The 20,736-nt window shown below is 62.1% G+C and carries 21 protein-coding genes, 1 tRNA gene and 2 pseudogenes; 15 read left to right on the top strand and 9 right to left on the bottom strand.

Going from position 1 to position 20,736, the window contains the following annotated elements:
- Positions 1-26: 26 nt before the first annotated feature.
- Entirely contained in the window at positions 27-407 is a 381-nt protein-coding gene (locus ACH79_RS33180; RefSeq protein WP_161854716.1) for a hypothetical protein, read from the top strand.
- Here the strand turns inward: ACH79_RS33180 and ACH79_RS33185 are convergent.
- Positions 367-1,992, bottom strand: a complete 1,626-nt coding sequence (locus ACH79_RS33185) for a beta-(1-6) glucans synthase (protein WP_202639096.1) — start codon at positions 1,990-1,992, stop codon at positions 367-369. The genes ACH79_RS33180 and ACH79_RS33185 overlap by 41 nt on opposite strands.
- A gap of 250 nt (positions 1,993-2,242) precedes the next feature.
- Here ACH79_RS33185 and ACH79_RS33190 point away from each other — a divergent pair, with 250 nt between their 5' ends.
- From ACH79_RS33190 to ACH79_RS33215, 6 genes and pseudogenes are all read left to right on the top strand, one after another.
- Positions 2,243-2,821, top strand: coding sequence for a beta-1-3, beta-1-6-glucan biosynthesis protein (locus ACH79_RS33190; RefSeq protein WP_161854717.1), 579 nt, complete (start codon positions 2,243-2,245; stop codon positions 2,819-2,821).
- A gap of 201 nt (positions 2,822-3,022) precedes the next feature.
- Complete coding sequence (locus ACH79_RS33195) at positions 3,023-5,701, top strand: glycosyltransferase (protein WP_161854718.1); 2,679 nt, start codon at positions 3,023-3,025, stop codon at positions 5,699-5,701.
- A gap of 242 nt (positions 5,702-5,943) precedes the next feature.
- Positions 5,944-6,019: transfer RNA gene (locus tag ACH79_RS33200), tRNA-Lys, on the top strand.
- A gap of 209 nt (positions 6,020-6,228) precedes the next feature.
- Positions 6,229-6,369: a hypothetical protein gene (locus tag ACH79_RS33205; protein WP_161854719.1), complete on the top strand. Its 141-nt coding sequence runs from the start codon at positions 6,229-6,231 to the stop codon at positions 6,367-6,369.
- Positions 6,370-7,845: 1,476 nt separating this feature from the next.
- Positions 7,846-7,944, top strand: a pseudogene (locus ACH79_RS45240) (PEP-CTERM sorting domain-containing protein); the annotation flags it as partial.
- A 551-nt stretch (positions 7,945-8,495) separates the two neighbouring features.
- Positions 8,496-8,753, top strand: a complete 258-nt coding sequence (locus ACH79_RS33215) for a hypothetical protein (protein WP_161854720.1) — start codon at positions 8,496-8,498, stop codon at positions 8,751-8,753.
- Between the two features lie 189 nt (positions 8,754-8,942).
- Here the strand turns inward: ACH79_RS33215 and ACH79_RS33220 are convergent.
- A pseudogene (locus tag ACH79_RS33220) lies at positions 8,943-9,454 on the bottom strand (IS5 family transposase); the annotation flags it as partial.
- Positions 9,455-9,779: 325 nt separating this feature from the next.
- Between ACH79_RS33220 and ACH79_RS33225 the strand changes: the two are divergent.
- On the top strand, positions 9,780-10,385 hold the full coding sequence (locus tag ACH79_RS33225) for a hypothetical protein (RefSeq protein WP_161854721.1): 606 nt from the start codon (positions 9,780-9,782) through the stop codon (positions 10,383-10,385).
- Between the two features lie 1,268 nt (positions 10,386-11,653).
- On the opposite strand, the gene ACH79_RS33230 is transcribed toward ACH79_RS33225, so the two are convergent.
- Positions 11,654-11,878: a hypothetical protein gene (locus ACH79_RS33230; RefSeq protein ID WP_161854722.1), complete on the bottom strand. Its 225-nt coding sequence runs from the start codon at positions 11,876-11,878 to the stop codon at positions 11,654-11,656.
- Between the two features lie 31 nt (positions 11,879-11,909).
- On the opposite strand from ACH79_RS33230, the gene ACH79_RS33235 reads away from it, so the two are divergent.
- Positions 11,910-12,098, top strand: a complete 189-nt coding sequence (locus ACH79_RS33235) for a hypothetical protein (protein ID WP_161854723.1) — start codon at positions 11,910-11,912, stop codon at positions 12,096-12,098.
- Between the two features lie 330 nt (positions 12,099-12,428).
- Here the strand turns inward: ACH79_RS33235 and ACH79_RS33240 are convergent, their stop codons facing one another.
- Entirely contained in the window at positions 12,429-12,650 is a 222-nt protein-coding gene (locus tag ACH79_RS33240; protein WP_161854724.1) for a hypothetical protein, read from the bottom strand.
- 554 nt (positions 12,651-13,204) lie between these two features.
- Between ACH79_RS33240 and ACH79_RS33245 the strand changes: the two genes are divergently transcribed.
- Both ACH79_RS33245 and ACH79_RS33250 read left to right on the top strand, forming a co-directional pair.
- On the top strand, positions 13,205-13,582 hold the full coding sequence (locus ACH79_RS33245; RefSeq protein ID WP_161854725.1) for a hypothetical protein: 378 nt from the start codon (positions 13,205-13,207) through the stop codon (positions 13,580-13,582).
- Between the two features lie 214 nt (positions 13,583-13,796).
- Positions 13,797-14,204, top strand: coding sequence for a hypothetical protein (locus tag ACH79_RS33250; RefSeq protein ID WP_161854726.1), 408 nt, complete (start codon positions 13,797-13,799; stop codon positions 14,202-14,204).
- A 27-nt stretch (positions 14,205-14,231) separates the two neighbouring features.
- On the opposite strand, the gene ACH79_RS33255 is transcribed toward ACH79_RS33250, so the two are convergent.
- From ACH79_RS33255 to ACH79_RS33265, 3 genes are all read right to left on the bottom strand, one after another.
- Entirely contained in the window at positions 14,232-14,681 is a 450-nt protein-coding gene (locus tag ACH79_RS33255) for a response regulator (protein ID WP_246738230.1), read from the bottom strand.
- Between the two features lie 43 nt (positions 14,682-14,724).
- Positions 14,725-17,058: a PAS domain S-box protein gene (locus ACH79_RS33260; RefSeq protein WP_246738231.1), complete on the bottom strand. Its 2,334-nt coding sequence runs from the start codon at positions 17,056-17,058 to the stop codon at positions 14,725-14,727.
- Between the two features lie 206 nt (positions 17,059-17,264).
- Positions 17,265-17,669, bottom strand: a complete 405-nt coding sequence (locus ACH79_RS33265) for a hypothetical protein (RefSeq protein ID WP_161854729.1) — start codon at positions 17,667-17,669, stop codon at positions 17,265-17,267.
- Positions 17,670-17,831: 162 nt separating this feature from the next.
- On the opposite strand from ACH79_RS33265, the gene ACH79_RS33270 reads away from it, so the two are divergent.
- From ACH79_RS33270 to ACH79_RS33285, 4 genes are all read left to right on the top strand, one after another.
- Positions 17,832-18,077 (top strand): hypothetical protein, encoded by a 246-nt coding sequence (locus ACH79_RS33270; RefSeq protein WP_161854730.1) that lies wholly within the window; start codon positions 17,832-17,834, stop codon positions 18,075-18,077.
- Between the two features lie 119 nt (positions 18,078-18,196).
- On the top strand, positions 18,197-18,796 hold the full coding sequence (locus ACH79_RS33275) for a formyltransferase family protein (protein WP_161854731.1): 600 nt from the start codon (positions 18,197-18,199) through the stop codon (positions 18,794-18,796).
- Positions 18,797-18,999: 203 nt separating this feature from the next.
- Positions 19,000-19,353 (top strand): hypothetical protein, encoded by a 354-nt coding sequence (locus tag ACH79_RS33280; protein WP_246738232.1) that lies wholly within the window; start codon positions 19,000-19,002, stop codon positions 19,351-19,353.
- Positions 19,298-19,852: a hypothetical protein gene (locus ACH79_RS33285; protein ID WP_371419310.1), complete on the top strand. Its 555-nt coding sequence runs from the start codon at positions 19,298-19,300 to the stop codon at positions 19,850-19,852. The genes ACH79_RS33280 and ACH79_RS33285 overlap by 56 nt, the downstream gene beginning before the upstream one ends.
- A gap of 104 nt (positions 19,853-19,956) precedes the next feature.
- On the opposite strand, the gene ACH79_RS33290 is transcribed toward ACH79_RS33285, so the two are convergent.
- Complete coding sequence (locus tag ACH79_RS33290) at positions 19,957-20,157, bottom strand: hypothetical protein (RefSeq protein WP_161854732.1); 201 nt, start codon at positions 20,155-20,157, stop codon at positions 19,957-19,959.
- A 57-nt stretch (positions 20,158-20,214) separates the two neighbouring features.
- A complete protein-coding gene (locus ACH79_RS33295) occupies positions 20,215-20,613 on the bottom strand; it encodes a RidA family protein (protein ID WP_161854733.1) in 399 nt (132 codons plus the stop codon).
- Between the last annotated feature and the right edge of the window lie 123 nt (positions 20,614-20,736).

Raw genomic sequence — 20,736 nt, forward strand, 5'->3', positions numbered from 1 at the left:
ACGCCAATCCCGACCATATTGCCGCGATGAAAAAATCCCCGTTCCGGCTTACGCCCTATCAAGTCCAGTTCCTGTTGGTGGTCGGTTTCGTCACCGTCGGCTACGCGCTTTATTTGCGCTACCTCGCGGTGGAGTTCTCGACGGTTGCGCTCGCCTGCGACGCCGGCCTGCAAAGCACGCTGTGCAAGTCGCGGACGCTTGCCACCTATCTATTCAAGAATTCGGTGTTCGGCATCACCGCGGTGGTGATCGCTGTGCTTCACGTCATCCGGCCGTCGATCTTGCTGTTGACCTTGGGGCTGATCGCGGCGGGCTTCGGAATCGTGCTCTACAATATCGCGCTGTCGGGGATTGCGATCGGCCTGCTCATTTTGGGATTTGCACGGCCCGCGCCCGCCACAGCGTGAGCGCCAGCAGCAAATAGATCGCGCAGGTCCACATCGCCTGCCAGTTCTGGCTGCCCTCGTTGAAGCCCATGAACAGCGCGGCCGCCACCAGCAGACCGGCGAACGCGGATTCGGCGATCGGGCGCATGCCCTCCTTCGGCCGGTTCAGCAGCATCAGCGCCGCGAACGGCACCACCGCCATGGTCAGCGAGGCGAACGGAAAATCGCGGTAGCGCGGATCGAACGCAAAGCCGAGCGCGGTCCCCGCCGCGATCAGCGTGGTGACACCGAGCACGAAACCCAACAGCGCCGTCAGCACTGACTTGGTCCTGATGTCGCGCGGCCCGAGCAGTTCGAGGAAGGTCGGCAGCGGCCGGCCCGACATCGCGGCGTTCGCGCACAGCATCGGCGAGGCGATGGCGGCCGCCAGCAGCGCGCCCCATTGCAGCCAGCCGCCGGCCCCGTAGCTCTCGTAATACATCTTGTCGGCAGCGATCCCGAGCAGCATGCCGGCGGTCGTTGCAGACGTTCCGACCACGACCCAGGCGGCCAGCCCAGGCTTCCACGGCCGCCGCCGCAGCGTCAGCCAGCCCGCCAGGAATACGAGGGCGCTGAGCGCCATCCCACAGCCCATCTGCAGTTTCCAGAATGGATAATTGCTGATCGGCTCGCCGGGCGGATATTTCAGCGCCCGCTGCGCGTCGTTGATCATGCCCCAATAACCGCCGACGGTGCCTTCGAGCTGGCGCTTCCAGGGCTGGTCATAGGCCTCGATCAGGTTGACCCGAAACTTTTCGCGCTTGGCGAGATCGAGGATTTCGGACACCACGCGCGCCTGGTTGGTGCGCGAGGGCAGCGCGCCTTCGCGCATCCGCCCCGCGCTCGGCCAGCCGGTCTCGCCGATCAGGATTTCCTTGGCCGGAAACGCAACGGCCATCCGCTTGCGGATATCGTCGACATGACTGGCGGCAAACTTCGCGCGTACCGGGATGTCTTCCCAGTACGGCAAGATATGGATCGTGACGAAGTCGACCGCGTCATAGATTTCGCGGTTGCGCAGCCAGAATTCCCAGACGTCGGCATAGGTCACGGGCACGGTGACCCGCGACTTGACCGAGCGGATATTGGCGGCGAGATCGGATGTCGTCATCTCGCCACGCAGCAGCACCTCGTTGCCGACCACCAGCGCGGTGATGGTGCCCGGATGTTCCTTGGTCAGTTCGATCGCGACCGCAATCTGGGCGAGGTTCTTGGTCCGGTTGCTCGAGAGCCAGATGCCCTGGATCACCTTCAATCCCACCTTGGCGGCCAGCGCCGGGACCTGATCGAGCCCGTTCTCGATCGAATAGGTCCGCACGCAATCGGTGATCTTGGCGAGTTGCGCCAGATCCTGCGCGATCTGTTCCGGAGGGATTTGCGTGGTTGGAATCAGCGGCGTCTGCGCGCCGCGGAACGGCGCGTAGGAAACGCATTGCAGCTTTGCGTTGGGATCGATCGGCGCGCGCGCAAGCGTAATCGGCGTGGCGAGCCACCACCACAGGGCCGCGATCATAGCGAGCGATGAAAGGAGAAGCGCCAGCGGCGTACGAAGAGAAATCGGTTCCATCCTCCGGGCGGGGACCGTCGATTACCCGTTCATCGGCGTTCTGCCAAGATGCTGGACAGCCTATTCCGTCTCGTCCCCTGCGGCAGTTTTACCACCGATACGATAAAGTTGTGACTTTGCTGGACAAAATCGCAAATACCCGTCATTTGAATCGCCTGATGTCTCCGCCGCATTGGGGACGAATTTGGGCGGCAACAAGCCAGACCAACACACCAGCCGCCCGCGCGGCGGGAAACTAATCGGGGAATGTATGCGTCGACGGGTGCTTGATCCAAAAGTTGCGGTTTTGAGACGCTTTGCTGCTGCCGGCCTGGTCCTCCTGATCGGATCGGCTGGCGCGTTGGCCCAGAGCGGCTCCCCGGCCCCGCAGGATCAAGGCAAACCGCAGGCCGCCAACCCCGATCCCGGCAAGGATAACCAGCGCAAGGCGGACGAATTCGTCGAGGCGTCGCAGGCCATCAACGGGCCGGCCGGCAACCCCGAATGTGTCTGGCTTGGCCGGCGCGTGGTCAGCCTGATGTGGCGCGACGACCTCGATACCGCGTTCCGCCATCTTGACCTGTACGACCGCTTCGGCTGCCCCGGCGGGCATGTCCAGGCCGCCTTCCGCTGCCTGACCCGGTTCGGCGGGCAGATCGACCCCAAGGTCGCGGAAACGCTCTCCAGCCGCATTCACGCCTGCTGGATCAACCCGGGCGCCCAGCCTCAGACCGCCGCTGCCCAAGGCCCGGCACCGGCAGCCCCTGCGACCGCCGGCAACGCGCCGCCTGCGCCCGCCGCTTCGCCCTCGCCGGCTCCCAGCCCCGCACCTGCCCCGCCGGCGAAATAACCGTCGGGCATTCAGGATCCGTTCAGCGGAACGATCCTATTTATCCGGTGTTTCGATTGGTCACGCCCTTAAAAAGTCATGGGCGTCATACCAGTTGTGAATTCGCGCGGCAGGATTATCCTAATGATGCCGCTATGTCGGTCGAGCCTAGGGGACAGGTTCGCTTTCCTTAAATCTCAGCCCCGTATGGTTTAGCCGCCGATGCGTGCTGTCGTCGCCGTTCTGCTGTTTGTCACCGCAGCTCACGCCGGGGTGTGGGGCCTGTTCCAGCAAAAGCTGCCGGCCCCCGACTTCCGCGGCATCCTGCCAAGCGTTTCCTATGCGCCATTCGAGGGCAGCGCGCATCCCGACGTCGACAATCTGCCGCAGGTCGAGAAGATTCGCGCCGACCTGAAAAAACTCTCGACGATGACGCGCGCGATCCGTCTCTATTCGTCGACCGGTGGCGTCGAGCTGGTTCCGCCGATCGCCGCCGAGTTCGGCCTGAAGGTCACGCTCGGCGCCTGGGTCGACAAGAACACCGACCGCAACGAGCGCGAGATCGACGCCGCCATTAACCTGGCCAAGCGCAACAGCAATGTCATTGGCATCGTCGTCGGCAACGAAACCGTGTTTCGCGGCGAGCAGAAGGTCGAGGATCTGATCGCCCTGATCAAGCGGGTGAAGAAGTCGGTCAACGTTCCCGTCACGACAGGCGAAATCTGGAACATCTGGCGCGACAATCCGGAGCTCGGCTCCTCCGTCGATTTCGTCGCGGCCCACGTCCTGCCCTATTGGGAAAACTTCACCGACAAGCAGGCGGTCGATCAGGCGGTTTACCTCTATGGGCTGCTGCGCGAAAAATTCCCGGGCAAGCGCATCGTCATCGCCGAATTCGGCTGGCCCAGTGCCGGCTACAATTTGCGGAACGCCGAGCCGGGCCCGTTCGAGCAGGCCTCCGTGCTGCGCAACTTCGTCACCCGTGCCGAAGCCATGGGTATGGAATACAACATCGTCGAGGCGATCGATCAGCCCTGGAAGTTCTTCGAAGGCGGCGTCGGCCCCTATTGGGGCATTCTCGACGCCAACCGCGAACCGAAATTCGCCTGGACCGGGCCGATCGTAAACGAGAACTACTGGAAGCTCGCCACGATCGCGCTGCTCGTTGGCATCCTGATGTCGCTGCCGATCCTGCGGCTGGAACGGCCGACCATCATGCAGGCGCTGATGCTTTCGGTGGCCGCCAATGGCGTCGGCGCCTGGGTTTCGACGGTCTTTGCCTACTGGGCCGGACATTACTTCGTGCTCGGCTCGGCCTTTGCGCTGACGCTCGGCCTCATCCTGCTGGTGCCGCTGATCCTGATCGCGATGGCGCGGATCGACGAGATCGCAGCTGTTGCCTTCGGCCACGGCCCGCGCCGGCTGATCACCAAGAGCGCGCCGCTGGCGCCCGCCACCATCGGCGAGAACGTCGCCTTCCCGAAGGTGTCGATCCATATCCCGGCGTATTTCGAGCCGGTCGAGATGCTGAAGCAGACGCTGGATGCGGTATCGCGGCTCGACTACCCGAATTTCGAATGCGTCTGCATCATCAACAACACGCCCGACCCCGAATTCTGGCAGCCGATCCAGGACCACTGCCGCGCCCTCGGCGAGCGCTTCAAGTTCATCAACGCCGAGAAGGTGCAGGGCTTCAAGGCCGGCGCGCTTCGTATCGCCATGGAGCGCACCGCGGCCGACGCCGAGATCATCGGCATCATCGACGCCGACTATGTCGTGCATCCGGACTGGCTGAAGGATCTCGTGCCTGTGTTCGCCGACCCGCGCGTCGGCCTGGTGCAGGCGCCGCAGGAGCATCGCGACGGCGATCTCTCGCTGATGCACTACATCATGAATGGCGAGTATGCCGGCTTCTTCGACATCGGCATGGTCCAGCGCAACGAGTTCAACTCGATCATCGTGCACGGCACGATGTGCCTGATCCGCCGTTCCGCGATGGACATGGCCGGCGGCTGGTCCAGCGACACCATCTGCGAGGACACCGATCTCGGCCTGACCATCCAGCAGCAGGGCTGGCTGACGCACTACACCAACGTCCGCTATGGCGAGGGCCTGCTGCCCGACACCTACGAGGCGTTCAAGAAGCAGCGTCACCGCTGGGCCTATGGCGGCTTCCAGATCGTCAAGAAGCATTGGCGGCGTTTCCTGCCCGGCGCCAGCCGGCTGACGCCGGACCAGCGCCGCGAATTCTCGCTGGGCTGGCTGAACTGGCTAGGGGCCGAAAGCCTGGGCGTCGTGGTGGCGATCCTCAATCTGATCTGGGTGCCGATCGTGGCCTTTGCCGACATCGCCATCCCCGACAAGATTCTGACGCTGCCGATCATCGCCTCCTTCATCGTCTCGCTGGTGCATTTTATCGCGCTCTATCGCCTGCGGGTGAAGATCAAGGCCGGCCAGATGCTGGGCGCAATGATTGCGGCGATGAGCGTGCAGTGGACGGTGTCGCGAGCCGTAGCCCAGGGCCTGATCACCGAGCACCTCGCCTTCGCCCGCACCTCCAAGGGAGGGCTGTCGCGGATGTCGATCGAATTCCAGGCGTTCTGGGAAGCCGTGATCGGCGTGCTGCTCCTGATCGGGGCCGCCGTCTTGGTCGTCACCAACGGCTACAAGGAAGTGCGGGAGATCTACATCTTCGCGGGCGTGCTGGTGCTGCAAAGCCTGCCGTTCCTGGCGGCGGTTTCGATCGCGGTGCTGGAAAACTCCCGCATCAATTCCTTCGCGTTCTGGCGCAACAGCGCGGTGCGGACGGCGGAACTGATCGGCCTGCGCCCGGTCAGCCTGCCGCGGGTCTCCAACCAGTCCCAGCCGGTCGCCTCCGAAGTCCGCCGCGAGGCCAATTAGCGTAGCGTTTTCGAGCGAAGTGAGTTCCGGTTCGCGTCAGGAAAACGCGTCGAATAAGGAAGCGATCTCGGTTCTGATTTCAGCAGAACCGAGACTTGCCCGTGGATTGATTGGCGCTGGATAGTTGAAGAATCCGAACTAACCTTTAGCTACCTCAAGAGAATTGGATCAGGCGAACTTGGAATTTGTCGCGCCGGCGCTATTGACCCGCAGGGGCCCGCCCCCTACACAGCGCGGCAAGTGAGCGCGTAGCTCAGGCGGTAGAGCACGTGACTTTTAATCATGGGGTCGAGGGTTCGAGTCCCTCCGCGCTCACCAAATCATCAAATATTTCATAGTTCTTACAAGGTATAGGGGCGCCTTTTTGAGTCGCCCCTTTTCGTGTCCGCAGCAGGTTTGACCGAAGCGGCCCTGACCATTGCGAACATGGGAACGGCTCTGGCCGCGGGGCCGGGCCGCAAATGCCCCACCTTCACCATGATTTGTGCATACATCCACCCAACACCTGCTGGGGCAGGATAGCGCCAATGGCAGCTCGTTTCCATGAGACAACGGACGAGGAGTTCGAGGTGCAGTGTCGCAACCTCGTGCGCGTCGTGTCGGCCTGCACTCTGGGGCTTTGGTCGTTTTCTGCGGGCCTGCTGATCGGGACCTTCTATCTGTTTTGAAAGTGTTGCGGACGGGCGACTTCCGCTTTAGGTCGGCCGTTACGTCAGCCATCGCCCTTGCCCAACCCCGTAAGATGCTGCCGGCGTAGCGCCAGCGCACGAGCGGAATCGGCTGCGCAATGGGCGGGTCGAGAGGCCCTGCGCACGACGTTGCCGGACGACATGCGCAGGGCCACGCCACCCCAGGGCAACTCCCCTAAATGGCCCATTCAGGCTGGGTCTGATTCTTGGCAGAATTGGGCGCGATGCAGCGCCCTCAGAAAATCATCTTTGGAGAGATACGGGAATCCGACGTGGCCGGTGTCACCGTCTTCTGCCGGGACTATCGCGTAGCCACTCGACCACCCTACCCGCCAATCGCTGGCCGGATGAGGTGCGTCTGTCCGATGTGGAGCAATTCGACTGCAAGGCGTGCGGGCACAGGGGCGCCGACGTCAGCCGCTGTTTGAGGGAAAAAGATCGCGGCGTTATGAGTTAAAATACGGCCCCAGCGGGGCTTGGGGCAGACTGGGGCCGTTAAGTGAGATGCGTCTCCTGTGCCGAGAACAAAACCGACTCCGGCACATCCCTTGATAGCAAGTGGCAGATTACCTCGTACTTACTCTTTAGGGTATCCGATCGCATCTTTAGGGGTACCCGATCACGCACACTCGTTGTCCTGAGAGACTGCCGACCACATCAAGGTCTTCGCCACGAGGGACGCCGCGGAAAAATGGTTCGAGGAAAACGACCCCCGAAGGCGTGGCCTTTGAGTGTGTAGTTCTGGAGTGAACCGCATCAGAACTGGCGGGCAGCTTGGATCCGAGCAGAGCAAAGGAACGATATTCACCGCGCCAATGTTAACCCGTGCATTCAAGACAACGAGGAGCCGCCATAATGAACCGCTTTGCTTGCTTGGGGGCCTGTCTGGTGGTGTACGCTCTTGCCGGTCCAGCCTTGCTTGCCGGTCCAGCCTTGGCTGCAGGCGGATGTGGCGTCGGGTGCAGCAGCACTTCTGAAGGGGCTTGTGTCCGCGATGGATGGCAGCAAGCTTTGCCCGTTCGGAACGTGTGCCCGGCCACATCCGTGGCATCTCCCCCTTGCGGGCCGTATCACCGATGGAGCCGGCAATCCCAGATGTGCGTTGAGCGTTGAATCGACGGGGTGCCTGTTGTCAACTGAGCCGGCCTGCATGGCGAGCAGCATGATGCTGAGCGCGCCAACCGTTAAGGCCAACGTTCCGTTCTCAGCGCTTGGCAGCGCGGGGCGGACGTGAGGCCGCTCTTCCGAGTGCGCCCATGTGGTCGCTAGCCAACGCGATAACGCCTTAGGAACGATCCGGGCCTGATGCCGTAGGAATCGGGTGGCGTCCATAGACGCCACCGCGGCTCCAGCCCTTTGCGCCGTCTTCTCGACTCCCGGGGCTGGGGCCCGCCCTTCGTATGCGGCCAGTCGGGCCTTTGACAGCGTGGTGATCAGCACTGTGGAACGCCGTGCCAGCCCTCGACCTGGGCCATGATGACCCTCGGTTTCGCCGGCGTGGGCTTCATGACCTCTCGTCGTCGCAAACAGGCACCCGCGCTGACGGTGGCCTGATCGCCAACCCAATCAGAATCTACCGAGAGACCGCCTTCGGGCGGTCTTTTTGTCAGCGGTTTCAGAATTAACCTCCGCGGCGAACATCAAGCCTACGGGAGTTCTGTTGCGGCCTGCCTCAACAGGTCTAGCGTGGCCGTAGGTCGCGCAGACGGCAATAGTGCCCCGCCTGCGTACCGCGCGAATAGGGGGGCCGCTTTGCCCTCGGGGCGGCCCCCCCCCCCCCCCGCGTGGCATGGGCATTGCTACATGCCCCGCCCGATACCTGATCGGCGACGCGGCAACGAGTGGTGCCCAGCTGTCGGCGGCGCTGCCGAGTCGATACAGCCACGATTGCAGCGAATGGCTCCCTTTGTCGGTATTGCACGGATCGCACGCCGGCGCCTTGCCCTGGGCCAGCGTGCCGCCCCTTGATGATCGCGGTGGAACTGAACGTCTCCTAAATGTTCCGTTCAGCAGCCATTGCGCCTCGGAATGTTACCGTCCTCTTTTGGAGAAACCATGCGCGGCTTTGCCGCGTTTAGTTCCTACAAACCTAATGGGAGCTGAAAATGCCATTGATCAACGGAGCAGCTGCGGTCCTCGCCCTCCAACTCGGAATGCCCGCAGTCCAGAACGAAATGCCTGAAGTGGTTCAGGTTGGTGGGTATTGCAGCCACGGCTACGACATCGACATCCATGGCCGTTGCTATCCCAACGGTGTCATCCCGCCGCAATACCAAGCCGCGCGCCAAGGCTACGCCTACTATCAGCCGCGTCGATACTACAGGGAAGAGTACCGGCCACGTTGGCGACACTATCGCTATTGAATTCAAGCTGTACACCTAGGCGATGATTTCCCTTTCGATCGCCGCGTGGGCGCGTGGTCTGGCCGCAAAGTGCCGGCAACAACGGATGGCCGTATTTGCAGTGCGACAGAGCGCGCTTTTTCGCGCATTTCCGAAGTTGCGCGTGCTTCTGCGGCGTATTCCGGATGCGCCTGGAGATAGGCCTCCAAACGCCAGGCTCCTGATCCAGTCCGCAGCATAACCACGATCGGCCAGCAGCATCGTTTTCGACTTCAGTCGAGACAGGAGTTTGCCAGCAAGTCGGTTGTCGTGCACCTCGCCGGCCGTCAGCGCGAGCCGCACCGGCAAGCCATTGGTACGACCAATGCATGAACCTTGCTGGTCAATCCACCTCGCGACTGCCGCCGGTTGCGTGTGATACACGCCCCATGCTGATGCACGCGAACAATAGACGTGTCGATCATTTGCACGGCGGCATCATGGGCGCCGGCCAGTGCGCTCATAAGCTTGGCCCACACGCCCGCCCGTCGAACGAAGCGATTGTAGCAGGTGGTGTACGGGCCGAAGTTGTCCGGCAGATCGCGCCATGGCGCGCCAGATCGCAAGACCCAGAAGATGCCATTGAGGACGCGACGGTCATTCACTCGTGGCACGCCGCGCGGCTTATTCGGCAGCATCGGCTTGATGGCAGACCACTCATTGTCGGTGAGTTCGTAGCGCATGATTCGGCCCTCGAATTAGGGGCTTGAATCATCATCGGCAGGTGGGCTCAACATGCCCGGCCAAGGAGCGCTTTGGTCGCGATGCGCCCGAAAGCGGACGCGTTATACTCACTTTGAGTTTTGTCGTTCGTGACCCAAGGCGGACATTTTCCAAACATTCGAAACAAATTAACTCAAGTGGTTAAGTTCGCCGAAGCGAGGCCAGTTTATCATTGCGGGAATATGCCTACGTAGACTGAAGCGGCGGTGAACCATGTCTCGCGACCTTCCGATCTCAGGACCGTCTCTGGCTGACAAAGTTGCGCTATGGCTTTCGACAAGCCGCATGACCGATGGCCTTTGGATCGGAAGCTCACATGGTGACCCTGAACCTGCGCTACAACGTGTGGAAGCCGCGCTTAAACTAATGGAGCATTTTGCTCCGCTTCATTACCGACGTGTCAAGAGTAGCTTATCTCGAATTTGGGTGACGCTGGTTCCGCATGGAGCCGGCTGCTATCTGCATTCCTTGAACGTCTGCTTGCTCGACGAGCGCGTCATCGCTTCTGAAACCACAACGCTCGAATGGATCGCATCCGCTATCATACATGAAGCGACTCATGCGAGGCTAGAGAAGCGGGGCATTCGCTACGACGAGTCGGTCCGCTATCGGATCGAACGGAGTTGTGCTCGAAGAGAACTGGATTTTGCTCTGCGTCTGCCAGACGCCGACGCCTTGTTGGAAGAGATCAAATGGAGGCTCGAACGGTGCAATGAGGAGAATGCGTCCTTTACCGATCAAAAAATGTGGGAGGGAATTGAACAGGGCAACGAAGACATGCTCCGTCATCTCGGGACGCCAGAATGGGTCATATCTTCAGTGTTCAAGGCGAGAGATCTAGTGGTATGGCTTCGCCGCTTCACACGACGTATAGCCGGAGCTTCTTTGTAATGATCGCATAGCGTTGGGACGACCGTTTCTGGCCCGAAGGCGAAGTGCCGCGATGTCCGCTACCGCGCCGCTGTTGGGGGAGAAGCAGACATCAGGTGGCCGACTCGCATGGTGTCTCGGGCCGGACGGACGCCGTATCAGTGGTGACTGACTTCAACCAGTATGGCATTTCATTCCCGCGCAGTCCGGCAATCAATGAGCTGATCTGGCCGGTCAGGATGCGAATGGGGCCAATGGCGTCCAAACGACAGTATCGGGCCATGACCTATCGTCGTCGCAAATAGATAGGCATCTGCGCTGACGGCGGCCTGATCGCCAACCCAATCAGAATCTGCCGAGAGACCGCCTTCGGGCAGTCTTTTTGTCGGCGGTTCCAGAATTAACCTCCGCGGCGAACATCAAGCTTAACGTGCGAGTTTCGTTGCGGCCTGCCTAAACAGGTCTAGCGTGTCAGCAGGTCGCGCAGATGGCAAGAGTTGCCCCCGCCTGTGTACTGCGCGATTAGGGGCCGCTTCGCCCTCGGGGCGGCCCCGCCCCCGCGTGGCATGGGCATTGCTACATACCCGGCGACTGAGATTTCAGAGCCCAGTCTGAGACAAGGCGCCGCCGGGACAATGCATTTCGAGCTTGGCGGCGCATCTTTTTGAGACCTGCAAAAAAGACAAATGCCAAGCGCCAACGCTGATAATCGCCGAAACGCGGGACCTTCGCACCTTCTTGATTGGCTAGTGCCTCGCCGCAGGTCGCTCCTCCCAAGCTGCGCACAAATGCGGCAGGGCCAAAAAGCCCGGCGGCCACTTACGGCCGCCGGACGATACGCAAGTACAATTTGACCTGGAAAGTCGTCATTAAATCGGGAACAAGCGGCAACGTCTGCTCAAAAGTGAACAGAAGGAAAATCGATTAATAAAAGGATGCCCAGTTAGGTTGAAACGGCGGCCCCCTCATCAACTAGCTCAGACAGCAACTCCGCATCGCCGACGCCGCTCCAAGATCGATGGCGTCGCGATCGGTAAGGTTGACTGGTTAGGTTAAACTGCGAGTTCGGTTGCCACGCTTCAGGAGTCTGCCTAGTGGTCGGTCACCGGACACTTCCCCCAAGTCGTCCGGGCCCACACAGCAAAGCCGTCGGGCGATCATACTCCGCCCGCCGGCTTTGTCTTAAGGATGATCGGTGCGCCACCAATGGCTGAAAGTGAACTACGTCGTCGCCGTCGTGATCGCGATGATTGGCTGGCTTTTCCTCATCGCCTGGATCGTGAGGCAGTTCATTTGATCGGCCGCAGCAGGTACGCCGCAAACAACAAAGGCGGTCCCCACAAAGCCAGCAAGCCGTAAATGACGAGCTCTACAACGTCCATGCTCATCCCCAATGACATGTCGTTGCCCAAGCTTTGCCTAGATTCGCGCTCGGTAAAAGCGAAACAGTTTGTGCGCTGCACCCTGCGGCTGGTGGTCTGGTTGCCAAGTCTCACATGCGCTGAAAGGATCATGGCCGGTCACAAGACGTTGGAGCGATGCTAGATGCATACGCGGTCCAAACGATATGTCAGGCGCCAGCGCGGACGGCAGAAGGCGGCCGACCGCCGAGCTCATGCCAAATATGCGCCATCGACATATGCGCCATCGACGCGCCCCGAAAATCGCCTGGCCTTCCAGGTTGCCGCCGGGCTGAAGAAGCGCTGGCCGAACGTCCTGCCCTTCTCCATTTAGCTCCGCCAACTCCCCAACCGCAGCGTTCGAGATCCCTCGACCGCGGCCTGAAACAAACGGCTGTGTTCCTCGTTGTTAATGAAACAGGGACGCGGTCATGCAATTTTTTTTCAATCTCATCTGGAACCAATCACGCGGCAGATTCCTCGCGGCAATGCGTAAAAGGGAGGCCGAGCAATGATCGAACTCTCAGCAGGAATTCTCGCCTTGGTCAGCGTCGGAATCTTCGCCGCCCACGCGCTGGATGCTTACCGCACGGGCTAAGGCGCGGCGCAGCGTGAATCACAAACGAAACGTCGTCTCAAGCGCCGTGGCGCAGGGACGGCGTTGTCAAACGTCTGCTGCCTCTTGTCGATGTCTGTCCGATGAAGATCCGCGGACGTTGGCGTCGGCGAGCTGTGAGCGCGGCTTGAGAGGCACGCCTAGCTGGTGAGCCTTGAAGGCTACCCCTCCCACGGTTCGATCCATCTTTTCCGCAATTGCCTGGGCTGAATATTCCTCAGCAAGATCCCTGAGGTCTTTAATGTCCTCTGCACTCCAGCGCTTGGCCATCTAGTATCCTCCATTAACTCCCGTGCCTAAATTGGGAAAAAATGGAATAGTTCCATGCCGCCCGCTACGTTTGGAACGACATTCGCGAGGGTAGCTCCATCGAGGGCACTCGTAAGAACCGCCTTAGGTCTCATGGTCTCCGGCGGCGGCTCCGCGATCGGCGCCATCAAGGCCGCCCGGCAGCCACCTCTCCGGCAACAGCCAGCTTATACCGGTTAACCCGAATTTCCTGGCCCAAGACCATGCGGGCCTGCGATCGTTCCTCCACGCAACGGATGGCTTGGCGCATGAAGCCCGACATCACGGGGGCATCCGGGCGGCTTTTTTGTTTTCATGCCAAGGAATAGCACTCTCAACCGATTTGACGGTGGTTGCCGTTCAAGAAGCCTTGCTGTGACGGCCATACCGGCTGCCGCACCGACGTTGCTTTTGAATGACGTCCAATTTCGCCGCCAGCCTTCCCGACGCCGCATACAACTTCAATATGGAAGGAGTACAATCCGGCGTAGCCGCTCTGGAGCGGAGACCGGATTGCTAACCGGAGGGACCGAAAGATGTTCGCTAGCATCGCCGGCATGGCCCTCGCGCTACAATTGGGCGTACCTGCCCACCCGCACGACGTAAGCGTCCCCCCAGCCCAGGAAATCCGTTACCGGCGTCACGGCCGCCCGCCGCCATGCGGCGACGGCTACGATCTCGATGAGCGCGACGGCAAGTGCTACCCGAACGGGATGGTGCCGCCGCGCTATCAATCGGGCCGGTACTATCCGCTGGAGTATGGCGGCGGCCAGCGACCCATCCCATGCAACCATGGCGCAGACCGCGATATTCGCGACGGGCTCTGCTATCGGACCGGCACGGTGCCACGGCAGTATCAGGCGGGCCGCGAAGGTTATCACTACAGGCGAAACGGCTATTACGAGATGCGGTAGCGCGGCGACGCTGCATATCGGCATGCCGATTCGCAGCCAGCCATTGGCGGCCGTTGCGGATTTGACTTCCAATACCTGAAATGCGTTCATCGGGTATTCAGGGCGTGTTTTGATATATTTGCACGGACCAACAGCAGCCCCTCGATCGTGATCGGACGACCGGTCAGCGCATTGCGGAAACGCCGGCAGCTTCTGGTTTGATTGGAGACCGACCATGATTGTCAGCATTGCCGCCGCAGCACTGGCCGCTCAGTTGAGCGTGGCGCCTGGAAGCGCTGTTGCACCCGTCGCGCCTCAAACCGTGCAATACCGTGTACCCGTCCATCCGCCGCCATGCGGCCATGGCTGGGATCTGAGCGCACGCGACGGCATGTGCTACCCGAACGGCTATCTGCCGCCGCAAGACCAGGCCGCACGGCAATATCGCTACTATCGCGGCGGCTATGGTGGCGGCATGGGCGGCGGCTACTCCGTTCCATGCGGCCATGGCACGGATCGGGATAGCCGTGACGGTCGATGCTACCCGACCGGAACGGTCCCGCCGGAGTTTCAGTCAGGACGCCAACAATATTACGGCGACGGATATTATGATGGCCGCCGCCGCTACTACCGGGACTATTGAGCCTTGCCGATCGGCTGCCGCCGGCCGCTACGGCCGGCGCAGCTGCGCAAGAGCTTCGGCGACCACCGCGACGAGGGAAGCCATGGTGTATGGCTTCGGCAGCCATCCGAGCGGCGCATAGGGCTCTGCGCGCCCGCGCGTGTGCACATCGTCGTGCGCGGTCGCAAAGATGCAGCGAATGTCGAAGTCCTGATACAATTCGCGCGCGGCATCGATACCATCGCGGGTGCTGGCGAGGCGAATATCCATCACGGCAAGCGCCGGCTGCGCCTCACCGGCCAGCGCGACGGCTTCCTCCGCCGTCGTAGCCGGACCAATGACTACAAAGCCGGCGGACGTCAGCGCGATTTCGGTCTGCATGGCGATCAGAAAATCATCTTCGACGACGAGAACGCGCGGGGCAGCCTGCTTGTCTTCCATTCGTCGTGTCGCCGCTTCGTCACGCGGCGGCGAGTTCCGGTCCGGTTCGGATGGCAACGCAAAATATCCTGCGCTGTGCGGATTCGTCATCGATCACCGACTAGATTTTCGCCGCTGGGAAATCGAGGCATGCCCGCGACGGATTTTTCGTAACGTGAAGCGTTCCATGTAGCTGCCGCGCGAGGCCGAGCACGAGCTGGAGCCCGGACGAGGTCTTGCGTACGGCTTGCAGATCGAACCCCTCGCCGTCATCCTCGACGCAGAGCGCCAGCCGCCCGTCCTGACCGGTCAGGCTGACCCGAACGGCCTGCCTCGCATGATCCGTGCTGCCGTGCTTGACCGCATTCGTCAGCAACTCGTTCAATATCAACGCGAGCGGCATCGCCACGTCGTTGGAAAGCACACCGCCCGCCGGGCCGCACTCAATTCGTGCGTCCGCCGGCAGCAATTGCCGGATAGTCTCGCAGACCGCCGGCAGAAATTCTTCCGCCGCGACGCGACTGGCATCGCTTCGCCCGTACAGCACGCGCTGTGCCGCCGCCATGGCCGCGATCCGCGCGCTGGCTTCGTTGAGCACTTTCCTCGCTTCGTCGCTATGGGCGGTCCTTGCCGCGGAGAACAGCAACGCCTGCAGCATCTGTATGTTGTTCTTGATGCGATGGTTGAGTTCATCGAGCAGCAGCCGTTGCTGGGTCTCGGCCTGCCGCCGCTCGCTGATATCCACCAGCATGTTGATCGCGCCGGTGACGTTGCCCACGGAGTCCCGCAGCGGCGTCGGGAACGGAATGAACGGTACCCGCGTGCCGTCCGGCCGCTCGGCCACCGCTTCGGCACCGCGCACGGCGCGTCCTTCCCTGAGCGCAACCGCCATCGGACATTCATCGTGCGGCAGCGGCGTGCCATCCGGCATGAACAGCTTCCACGTGACACACCACTCGTCGCTGCCGAGCGCGGGGGTACGGCCGGAAAATTCGACCGCCGCCTGGTTGAAATAGGTGATTTTTCCCTGCGCGTCGGTCGTGTAGATCGCGGCCGGAATCGCCGCGAGCAATTCCGTGAGATGTCGTTCGCTCTCCCGGACTTTACGTTCGGCCTTCTTGCGACCGGTGATGTCGCGGGCGATCTTCGAGGCGCCGACGATAATCCCTGCGCTGTCGCGGACGGGCGAGACGGTCAGCGAAATGTCCAACAGGCTGCCGTCCTTGCGCCGGCGGACGGTCTCATAATGGTGGATGCGCTCGCCGCGCCGTATGCGTGCCAGGATCCCGGGCTCCTCGTCTTCGCGTCCCGGCGGAAAAAGAATGGTCACGGGCTTGCCGACGACCTCGATGGCGGCATAGCCGAACAGCCGCTCGGCGCCTGAATTCCAGGTCCTGATGATCCCGTCCAGATCCTTGCTGATAATCGCATCGTCGGAGGATTCCACGATGGACACGAGCTGCTGCGTACGTTCCTCGGCGGCGCACCGCGCCTGTTCCGCCCTCAGTCTGGCGATGCCGAACCCGAGGTGCCGTGCCAGCGTCAGCGCGACGTCGATCTCAGGTTCAATGAAGTGATGCGGCCGGTCGTAATAGGCCATGAATTTTCCGGCGAGCCGGCCGCCGATCAGGATCGGAATGAAGGCAACGGCCGCGATCTGTTCTCGCGCCACCGTTTCCTTGAGCGTGTCCGACAGAGCTGAAGCGGCGACATCCTCGAAATAGACCGGACGCGGATTTCCTTCATCCCTGTGCCACGGCGAATGGCCTTCGACGGCCTGCCGATACCCGTCCGATAAGCCCCGCCATCCGACGAAGCGCATCACGTCGCGGTCGTCGTACAGCAGAATGGAGGCGCGCTCGCAGGCAAGCGCGGCGATGATGCCGTCGAGGCCGGCGTCGTAAACCGCCGGAAGGGATGTGGCGTATTGGAGCCTTTCGGAGAACTGGAACAGCGCCGCCTGCTCTTCGCTTCGCCGCGCCAACGCCTGTTCCGCTGCCTTGCGCAGGCCGATGTCATGTTGAACGCGCACCGCGTAAAGGAAATTGCCCGACGGATCGCGGACGCTGGTAGACGTGACCTCCACCCAGAGATACGTGCCGTCCTTGCGGGCGAGGCGCTTCTCGATGGTGTAGCGGGCGATGTCTCCCGCTATCTGCCGCCTGAACTGCGCCAGATCCTGCACGACGTCCTCTGGGGAGGTCTCGTCAAAAATGGAGCGGCCGAACAGGTCGGCCGCTTCGCGTCCCACCAGCTCGCAGGCCTTCTGGTTGACGCGCCGGATCCGTCCGGCGTGATCGACCTCGACGATGCCCGCACCCACATGTTCGTAGCTGACACCCAGCCTTTCTTCATGCGCGGGCGACCATTCCTCGCGGGGCGCGCAGGCGACGTCAGAGGTCGCGGACCGGCCAGGCTTGGAGCGAGTCTTGGCCGTCCGATCCTGGATGTTCATTCCCGCCATCCCTGCCTTTAGGGGCAAACCTGCCTCACGCGATACTTGGCATCGGCACATGCAGGAAATCAGCACGCATGACCGCTGAGCTTTAACTTTGGACAAGTCCGGCAGGAGAAGATTGTTCCCCGCGATGGCTGGGCACCGAAACGTCCGCCTTCCAGCGCGCTTCGTTCCCGCAGGGATGGATCACAGTTTGATCGCCACTAGCAGCCTCGGCAGATCCCCGTGAACGTACTCACCTCCGGCCGCCCCCGCGGCCGGACCGGCGGCGGCTTGCGCGGTTTGGCTTGACGTGCGCTGATGATCCGCTGCGAGGCGCCTGGATAGGGCGGCGTCGCGAGGCGCGCGCGGGGCGCTGGAGATTCGACCGCGCCGTAGGAGACGGTTGGCGGGGGAGGATTCGACCTGAGCGGCGGCGTGTTCGCGGCATTGCCGATGCCGCTGGGATCGGAGAGCGCCCGTGGGTTGGCCGGTCCGAACGGCACGCCCGATATCGGCGCATTGCCGGCGCCGGCCGAGCCGGCCGGCGGCGTTAGTTGTGCGAATGCCTTGGCGGGGATGATCAGGCCGAGCGCCACCACGAGAACAAGCGCCGGATTGCGGGACATCGACGTACTCCAGGAGGCAGCTTATGCAACGAACATCTATGGCGCGTGTTCCCTCGCTTCCAGCTGCGCCTGTTTTCCTGCTGTCCGCCCTGTTCCGGAGTAGGCGTCGGTGGGAGAATCAGGCCTAATTGAGGCGCGATCACGTCTTGAGATTCCGGCGGCATGAACCAGCCCGAAGCGCTCGATTCCGATATCCGCGCCCTGCAGCAATGGCTGCGCGCCGCCTGGCAGCAGCTCGGCGATCCCGCCCTCACCGCCTTCGCCCGGCGCGAGCTGCGCAACCAGATGAAGCAATGTAGCGTCGACTTGCGGGCCTGCCTGCAAAGGGCGGCCGAACAACCGTCTGAACCGGCCCGGCCGCCGTTGCCGGCCCATTCCAGGCCGGAACTGCGAATCCTGTCGTGGTAGCCGTCGAGCCGTAACCGGCCGGCCCTGTTGATAACCCGCAAGCGCCGGAGCCGGCATCGAAACAGGCCGCCCGGGTGTGCTATCGGCATACCGGCCCGATTAACGACGGAAGAAAACACATGCGGATCACCCTGGTTGGTTCCCGCCATTTCGGCGTGACGACATTCAACACGCTGCGCCAACAGGAGGTCGATATCGTCCGCGTCGTCGTTCACGATGGCGAAGACCGGCTTGCCGCCGCGGCGCGGGCTGCCGGCGTCGAGGTCGTGGTGCAGGCCCATCCGAAATTCGTGGCCGCATCGGAAATCGCGCCCAATACCGACCTGATCGTAACAGCGCATAGCCATGCTCGCGTCACCAGAGAGGCGTTGGCCGGCACCAAGCTAGGCGGCATCGGCTATCACCCTTCGCTCCTGCCCCGGCACCGCGGCATCGCCGCCGTGGAGTGGACCATCAAGGAAGGCGATCCGATCGCGGGCGGCACCGTCTACCACCTCGCCGACCGCATGGACGCAGGCGCTATCGCCGCGCAGGAGTGGGTGTTCGTCAGAAAGGGAGAGACGGCGCGCGAGCTCTGGGAGCGCGCGCTAGCCCCGCTCGGCCAGAAACTGCTCACTGACGTCATCTTTCACGCCAAGACTCATAACAACCTCCCTGCCACGCCGCAGGAGGAAGAATTCGCCACCCAAGCGCCAAGCCTGTCCGACTCCAAACACTGACCTCTACCATGATACCGGAAATCTGCGGGAATCAGGCCCGAACCGCGCCGAAACGGTGAATTTTCCCGTTCCCCGGCGGAACCAGATTCACCTTGATGTGTTTGAGCCCGCAGGAACTTTCTTCAGTGCTGCGTCGCACCAAAGTTTGAACACATTGTGACAAGATAAGGCGCTCCATCACACACATTTCGGGGATCTGACCCATGCGCTCCAACCGCATCCGCAACCTGTTGTTTGTTCCGTTTCTCGCTTCCGCCGCGATCCTGGCCGCCGCTCCAGCTTCAGCCCAGAACCCCTATGATGGCCTTTGGCAGGTCACCGTTGTCACAAAAACGGGAAGTTGCGATGCGCAGACTACGTCGACCGTGAATGTCACCGGCGGCAAGATTTCGGGCGGCCCGGTTTCCGGCAGCGTCGGCTCCGGGGGACTTGTGCGAGTCTCGATCAATGGTGCATATGCGAACGGTCAACTCAGTGGCAACTCCGGATCGGGGAAATGGAATGGGGCTTCAGCTGGTGTCGCATGTAGCGGTCGATGGGAAGCATCCCGTCAGTAAGGCAAGCCAGACTTTCAAATTTTTCGCCAAGGCGCGGCGGCTGACATTCGCAGCCGTCGCTTTTTTTATGGCCGCCTTCGCGGCATCGACGAGCCATGCGCAGTCCAGCGCCTTCGCCGGCATGGCCGGCACCTGGTCCGGCGGCGGCACTGTGACACTCGACGATGGTTCGAGCGAACGGATTCGTTGCCGCGCAACCTACAGGGTGGGCGGAGCCAACATGGAGATGGTCCTCACCTGCGCCAGCGACGCCTACAGGTTCAACCTGCAGGCCGCCGTGGTCGCCGCGGGCGGTGAGGTCAGCGGCACCTGGACTGAGTCCAGCCGCAATGTCGGCGGCAGCATCCAGGGCCGTGGCGCGGGAGGCAGCTTCCAGGTCGTCGCCCAGGCGGCCGGCTTCGCCGCCAACATTTCGCTCAAGACCACCGGCAACAAGCAGCAGATCGCCCTGAGGGCCGACAGCCAGTTCCGCGCCGCCAATATCTCGCTTTCGAAGTAGCGCTGCGGCTCCTCGGCTCAAACACCGGCATCGGAACTGGATCGCCCGCCCCGGTGCGCAATTGCGCACAAGGCGGGCGATGGCAGTTTCGGACGCTTTGCGGCCTAGCCCGTCTTCGGCTGCTCGAGTTTCGCCGCCGTCTGCTTGATCGTCTTGGCGATCAACAAGGCCTGTTCCTTGTTGAAGGCAAAATCCTGCACGCCCCGCTGCGTGGTCAGCGACAGCACCATGATGTCGGGCTGGTGCTCGGGCCAGCCGGTCGCGAAAGCGGTGACGAAGTCTGCGGTAGTCGATCGATTGGTCATTGGCTCACGATATCCTCTGGTCGGACAGCGCCGTGTCCTGGCGCTTGAGATGTTCGGTTACGCCTTGGGCACGAACGCGGTAACTTCGATTTCAACCTTGGCCCTGACGTCGACCAAGCCGTCGATGTAGAGCAGCGTCGACGGCGGGAAGTTGCGCCCGAGCGTTTCCTTCCACGCTGCACCGATGCCGGGACCTGCGGCCTCGTATTCGCTGCGGCTGGTCAGGTACCACGTCAGGCGCACGATATGTTCGGGGCCGGCGCCGGCTTCTCCAAGCAGCTTGACGATGCGCTTCAGCGCGGAGCCGACCTGGGCGGCCAGGTCAGGGGCATAATCGCCCTTCTCGTCGCCGCCGGTCTGTCCGGCCAGCACGATCCATTTGCCTGAAGCGTCGATCTCGACGCCGTGCGAGAAGCCGCGGGGTTTTGACCATTCGGCCGGTTGCAAGATACGCATGCAGTTTCCTCCTTGAGACCGCCGCTCTTAGCACTGAACCGCCGGCTGCTCCCACAGCGAAATTGCCGTGCCGCGCATCGCTGTATCAGCGCATTTGCGCGTTGCAAATTGTGGCACACTCGC

This window comes from Bradyrhizobium sp. CCBAU 051011, from assembly GCF_009930815.1.
Lineage (GTDB): Bacteria > Pseudomonadota > Alphaproteobacteria > Rhizobiales > Xanthobacteraceae > Bradyrhizobium.

Coding starts and splice junctions, on each gene's coding strand:
- ACH79_RS33285 (WP_371419310.1), top strand. CDS start 19,298: ATGGGGCTTCAGCTGGTGTCGCATGTAGCGGTCGATGGGAAGCATCCC.
- ACH79_RS33205 (WP_161854719.1), top strand. CDS start 6,229: ATGGCAGCTCGTTTCCATGAGACAACGGACGAGGAGTTCGAGGTGCAG.
- ACH79_RS33275 (WP_161854731.1), top strand. CDS start 18,197: ATGCGGATCACCCTGGTTGGTTCCCGCCATTTCGGCGTGACGACATTC.
- ACH79_RS33265 (WP_161854729.1), bottom strand. CDS start 17,669: ATGTCCCGCAATCCGGCGCTTGTTCTCGTGGTGGCGCTCGGCCTGATC.
- ACH79_RS33270 (WP_161854730.1), top strand. CDS start 17,832: ATGAACCAGCCCGAAGCGCTCGATTCCGATATCCGCGCCCTGCAGCAA.
- ACH79_RS33240 (WP_161854724.1), bottom strand. CDS start 12,650: ATGGCCAAGCGCTGGAGTGCAGAGGACATTAAAGACCTCAGGGATCTT.
- ACH79_RS33250 (WP_161854726.1), top strand. CDS start 13,797: ATGATTGTCAGCATTGCCGCCGCAGCACTGGCCGCTCAGTTGAGCGTG.
- ACH79_RS33215 (WP_161854720.1), top strand. CDS start 8,496: ATGCCATTGATCAACGGAGCAGCTGCGGTCCTCGCCCTCCAACTCGGA.
- ACH79_RS33195 (WP_161854718.1), top strand. CDS start 3,023: ATGCGTGCTGTCGTCGCCGTTCTGCTGTTTGTCACCGCAGCTCACGCC.
- ACH79_RS33290 (WP_161854732.1), bottom strand. CDS start 20,157: ATGACCAATCGATCGACTACCGCAGACTTCGTCACCGCTTTCGCGACC.
- ACH79_RS33260 (WP_246738231.1), bottom strand. CDS start 17,058: ATGAACATCCAGGATCGGACGGCCAAGACTCGCTCCAAGCCTGGCCGG.
- ACH79_RS33295 (WP_161854733.1), bottom strand. CDS start 20,613: ATGCGTATCTTGCAACCGGCCGAATGGTCAAAACCCCGCGGCTTCTCG.
- ACH79_RS33280 (WP_246738232.1), top strand. CDS start 19,000: ATGCGCTCCAACCGCATCCGCAACCTGTTGTTTGTTCCGTTTCTCGCT.
- ACH79_RS33225 (WP_161854721.1), top strand. CDS start 9,780: ATGACCGATGGCCTTTGGATCGGAAGCTCACATGGTGACCCTGAACCT.
- ACH79_RS33245 (WP_161854725.1), top strand. CDS start 13,205: ATGTTCGCTAGCATCGCCGGCATGGCCCTCGCGCTACAATTGGGCGTA.
- ACH79_RS33190 (WP_161854717.1), top strand. CDS start 2,243: ATGCGTCGACGGGTGCTTGATCCAAAAGTTGCGGTTTTGAGACGCTTT.
- ACH79_RS33180 (WP_161854716.1), top strand. CDS start 27: ATGAAAAAATCCCCGTTCCGGCTTACGCCCTATCAAGTCCAGTTCCTG.
- ACH79_RS33235 (WP_161854723.1), top strand. CDS start 11,910: ATGCATACGCGGTCCAAACGATATGTCAGGCGCCAGCGCGGACGGCAG.
- ACH79_RS33230 (WP_161854722.1), bottom strand. CDS start 11,878: ATGATCCTTTCAGCGCATGTGAGACTTGGCAACCAGACCACCAGCCGC.
- ACH79_RS33185 (WP_202639096.1), bottom strand. CDS start 1,992: ATGGAACCGATTTCTCTTCGTACGCCGCTGGCGCTTCTCCTTTCATCG.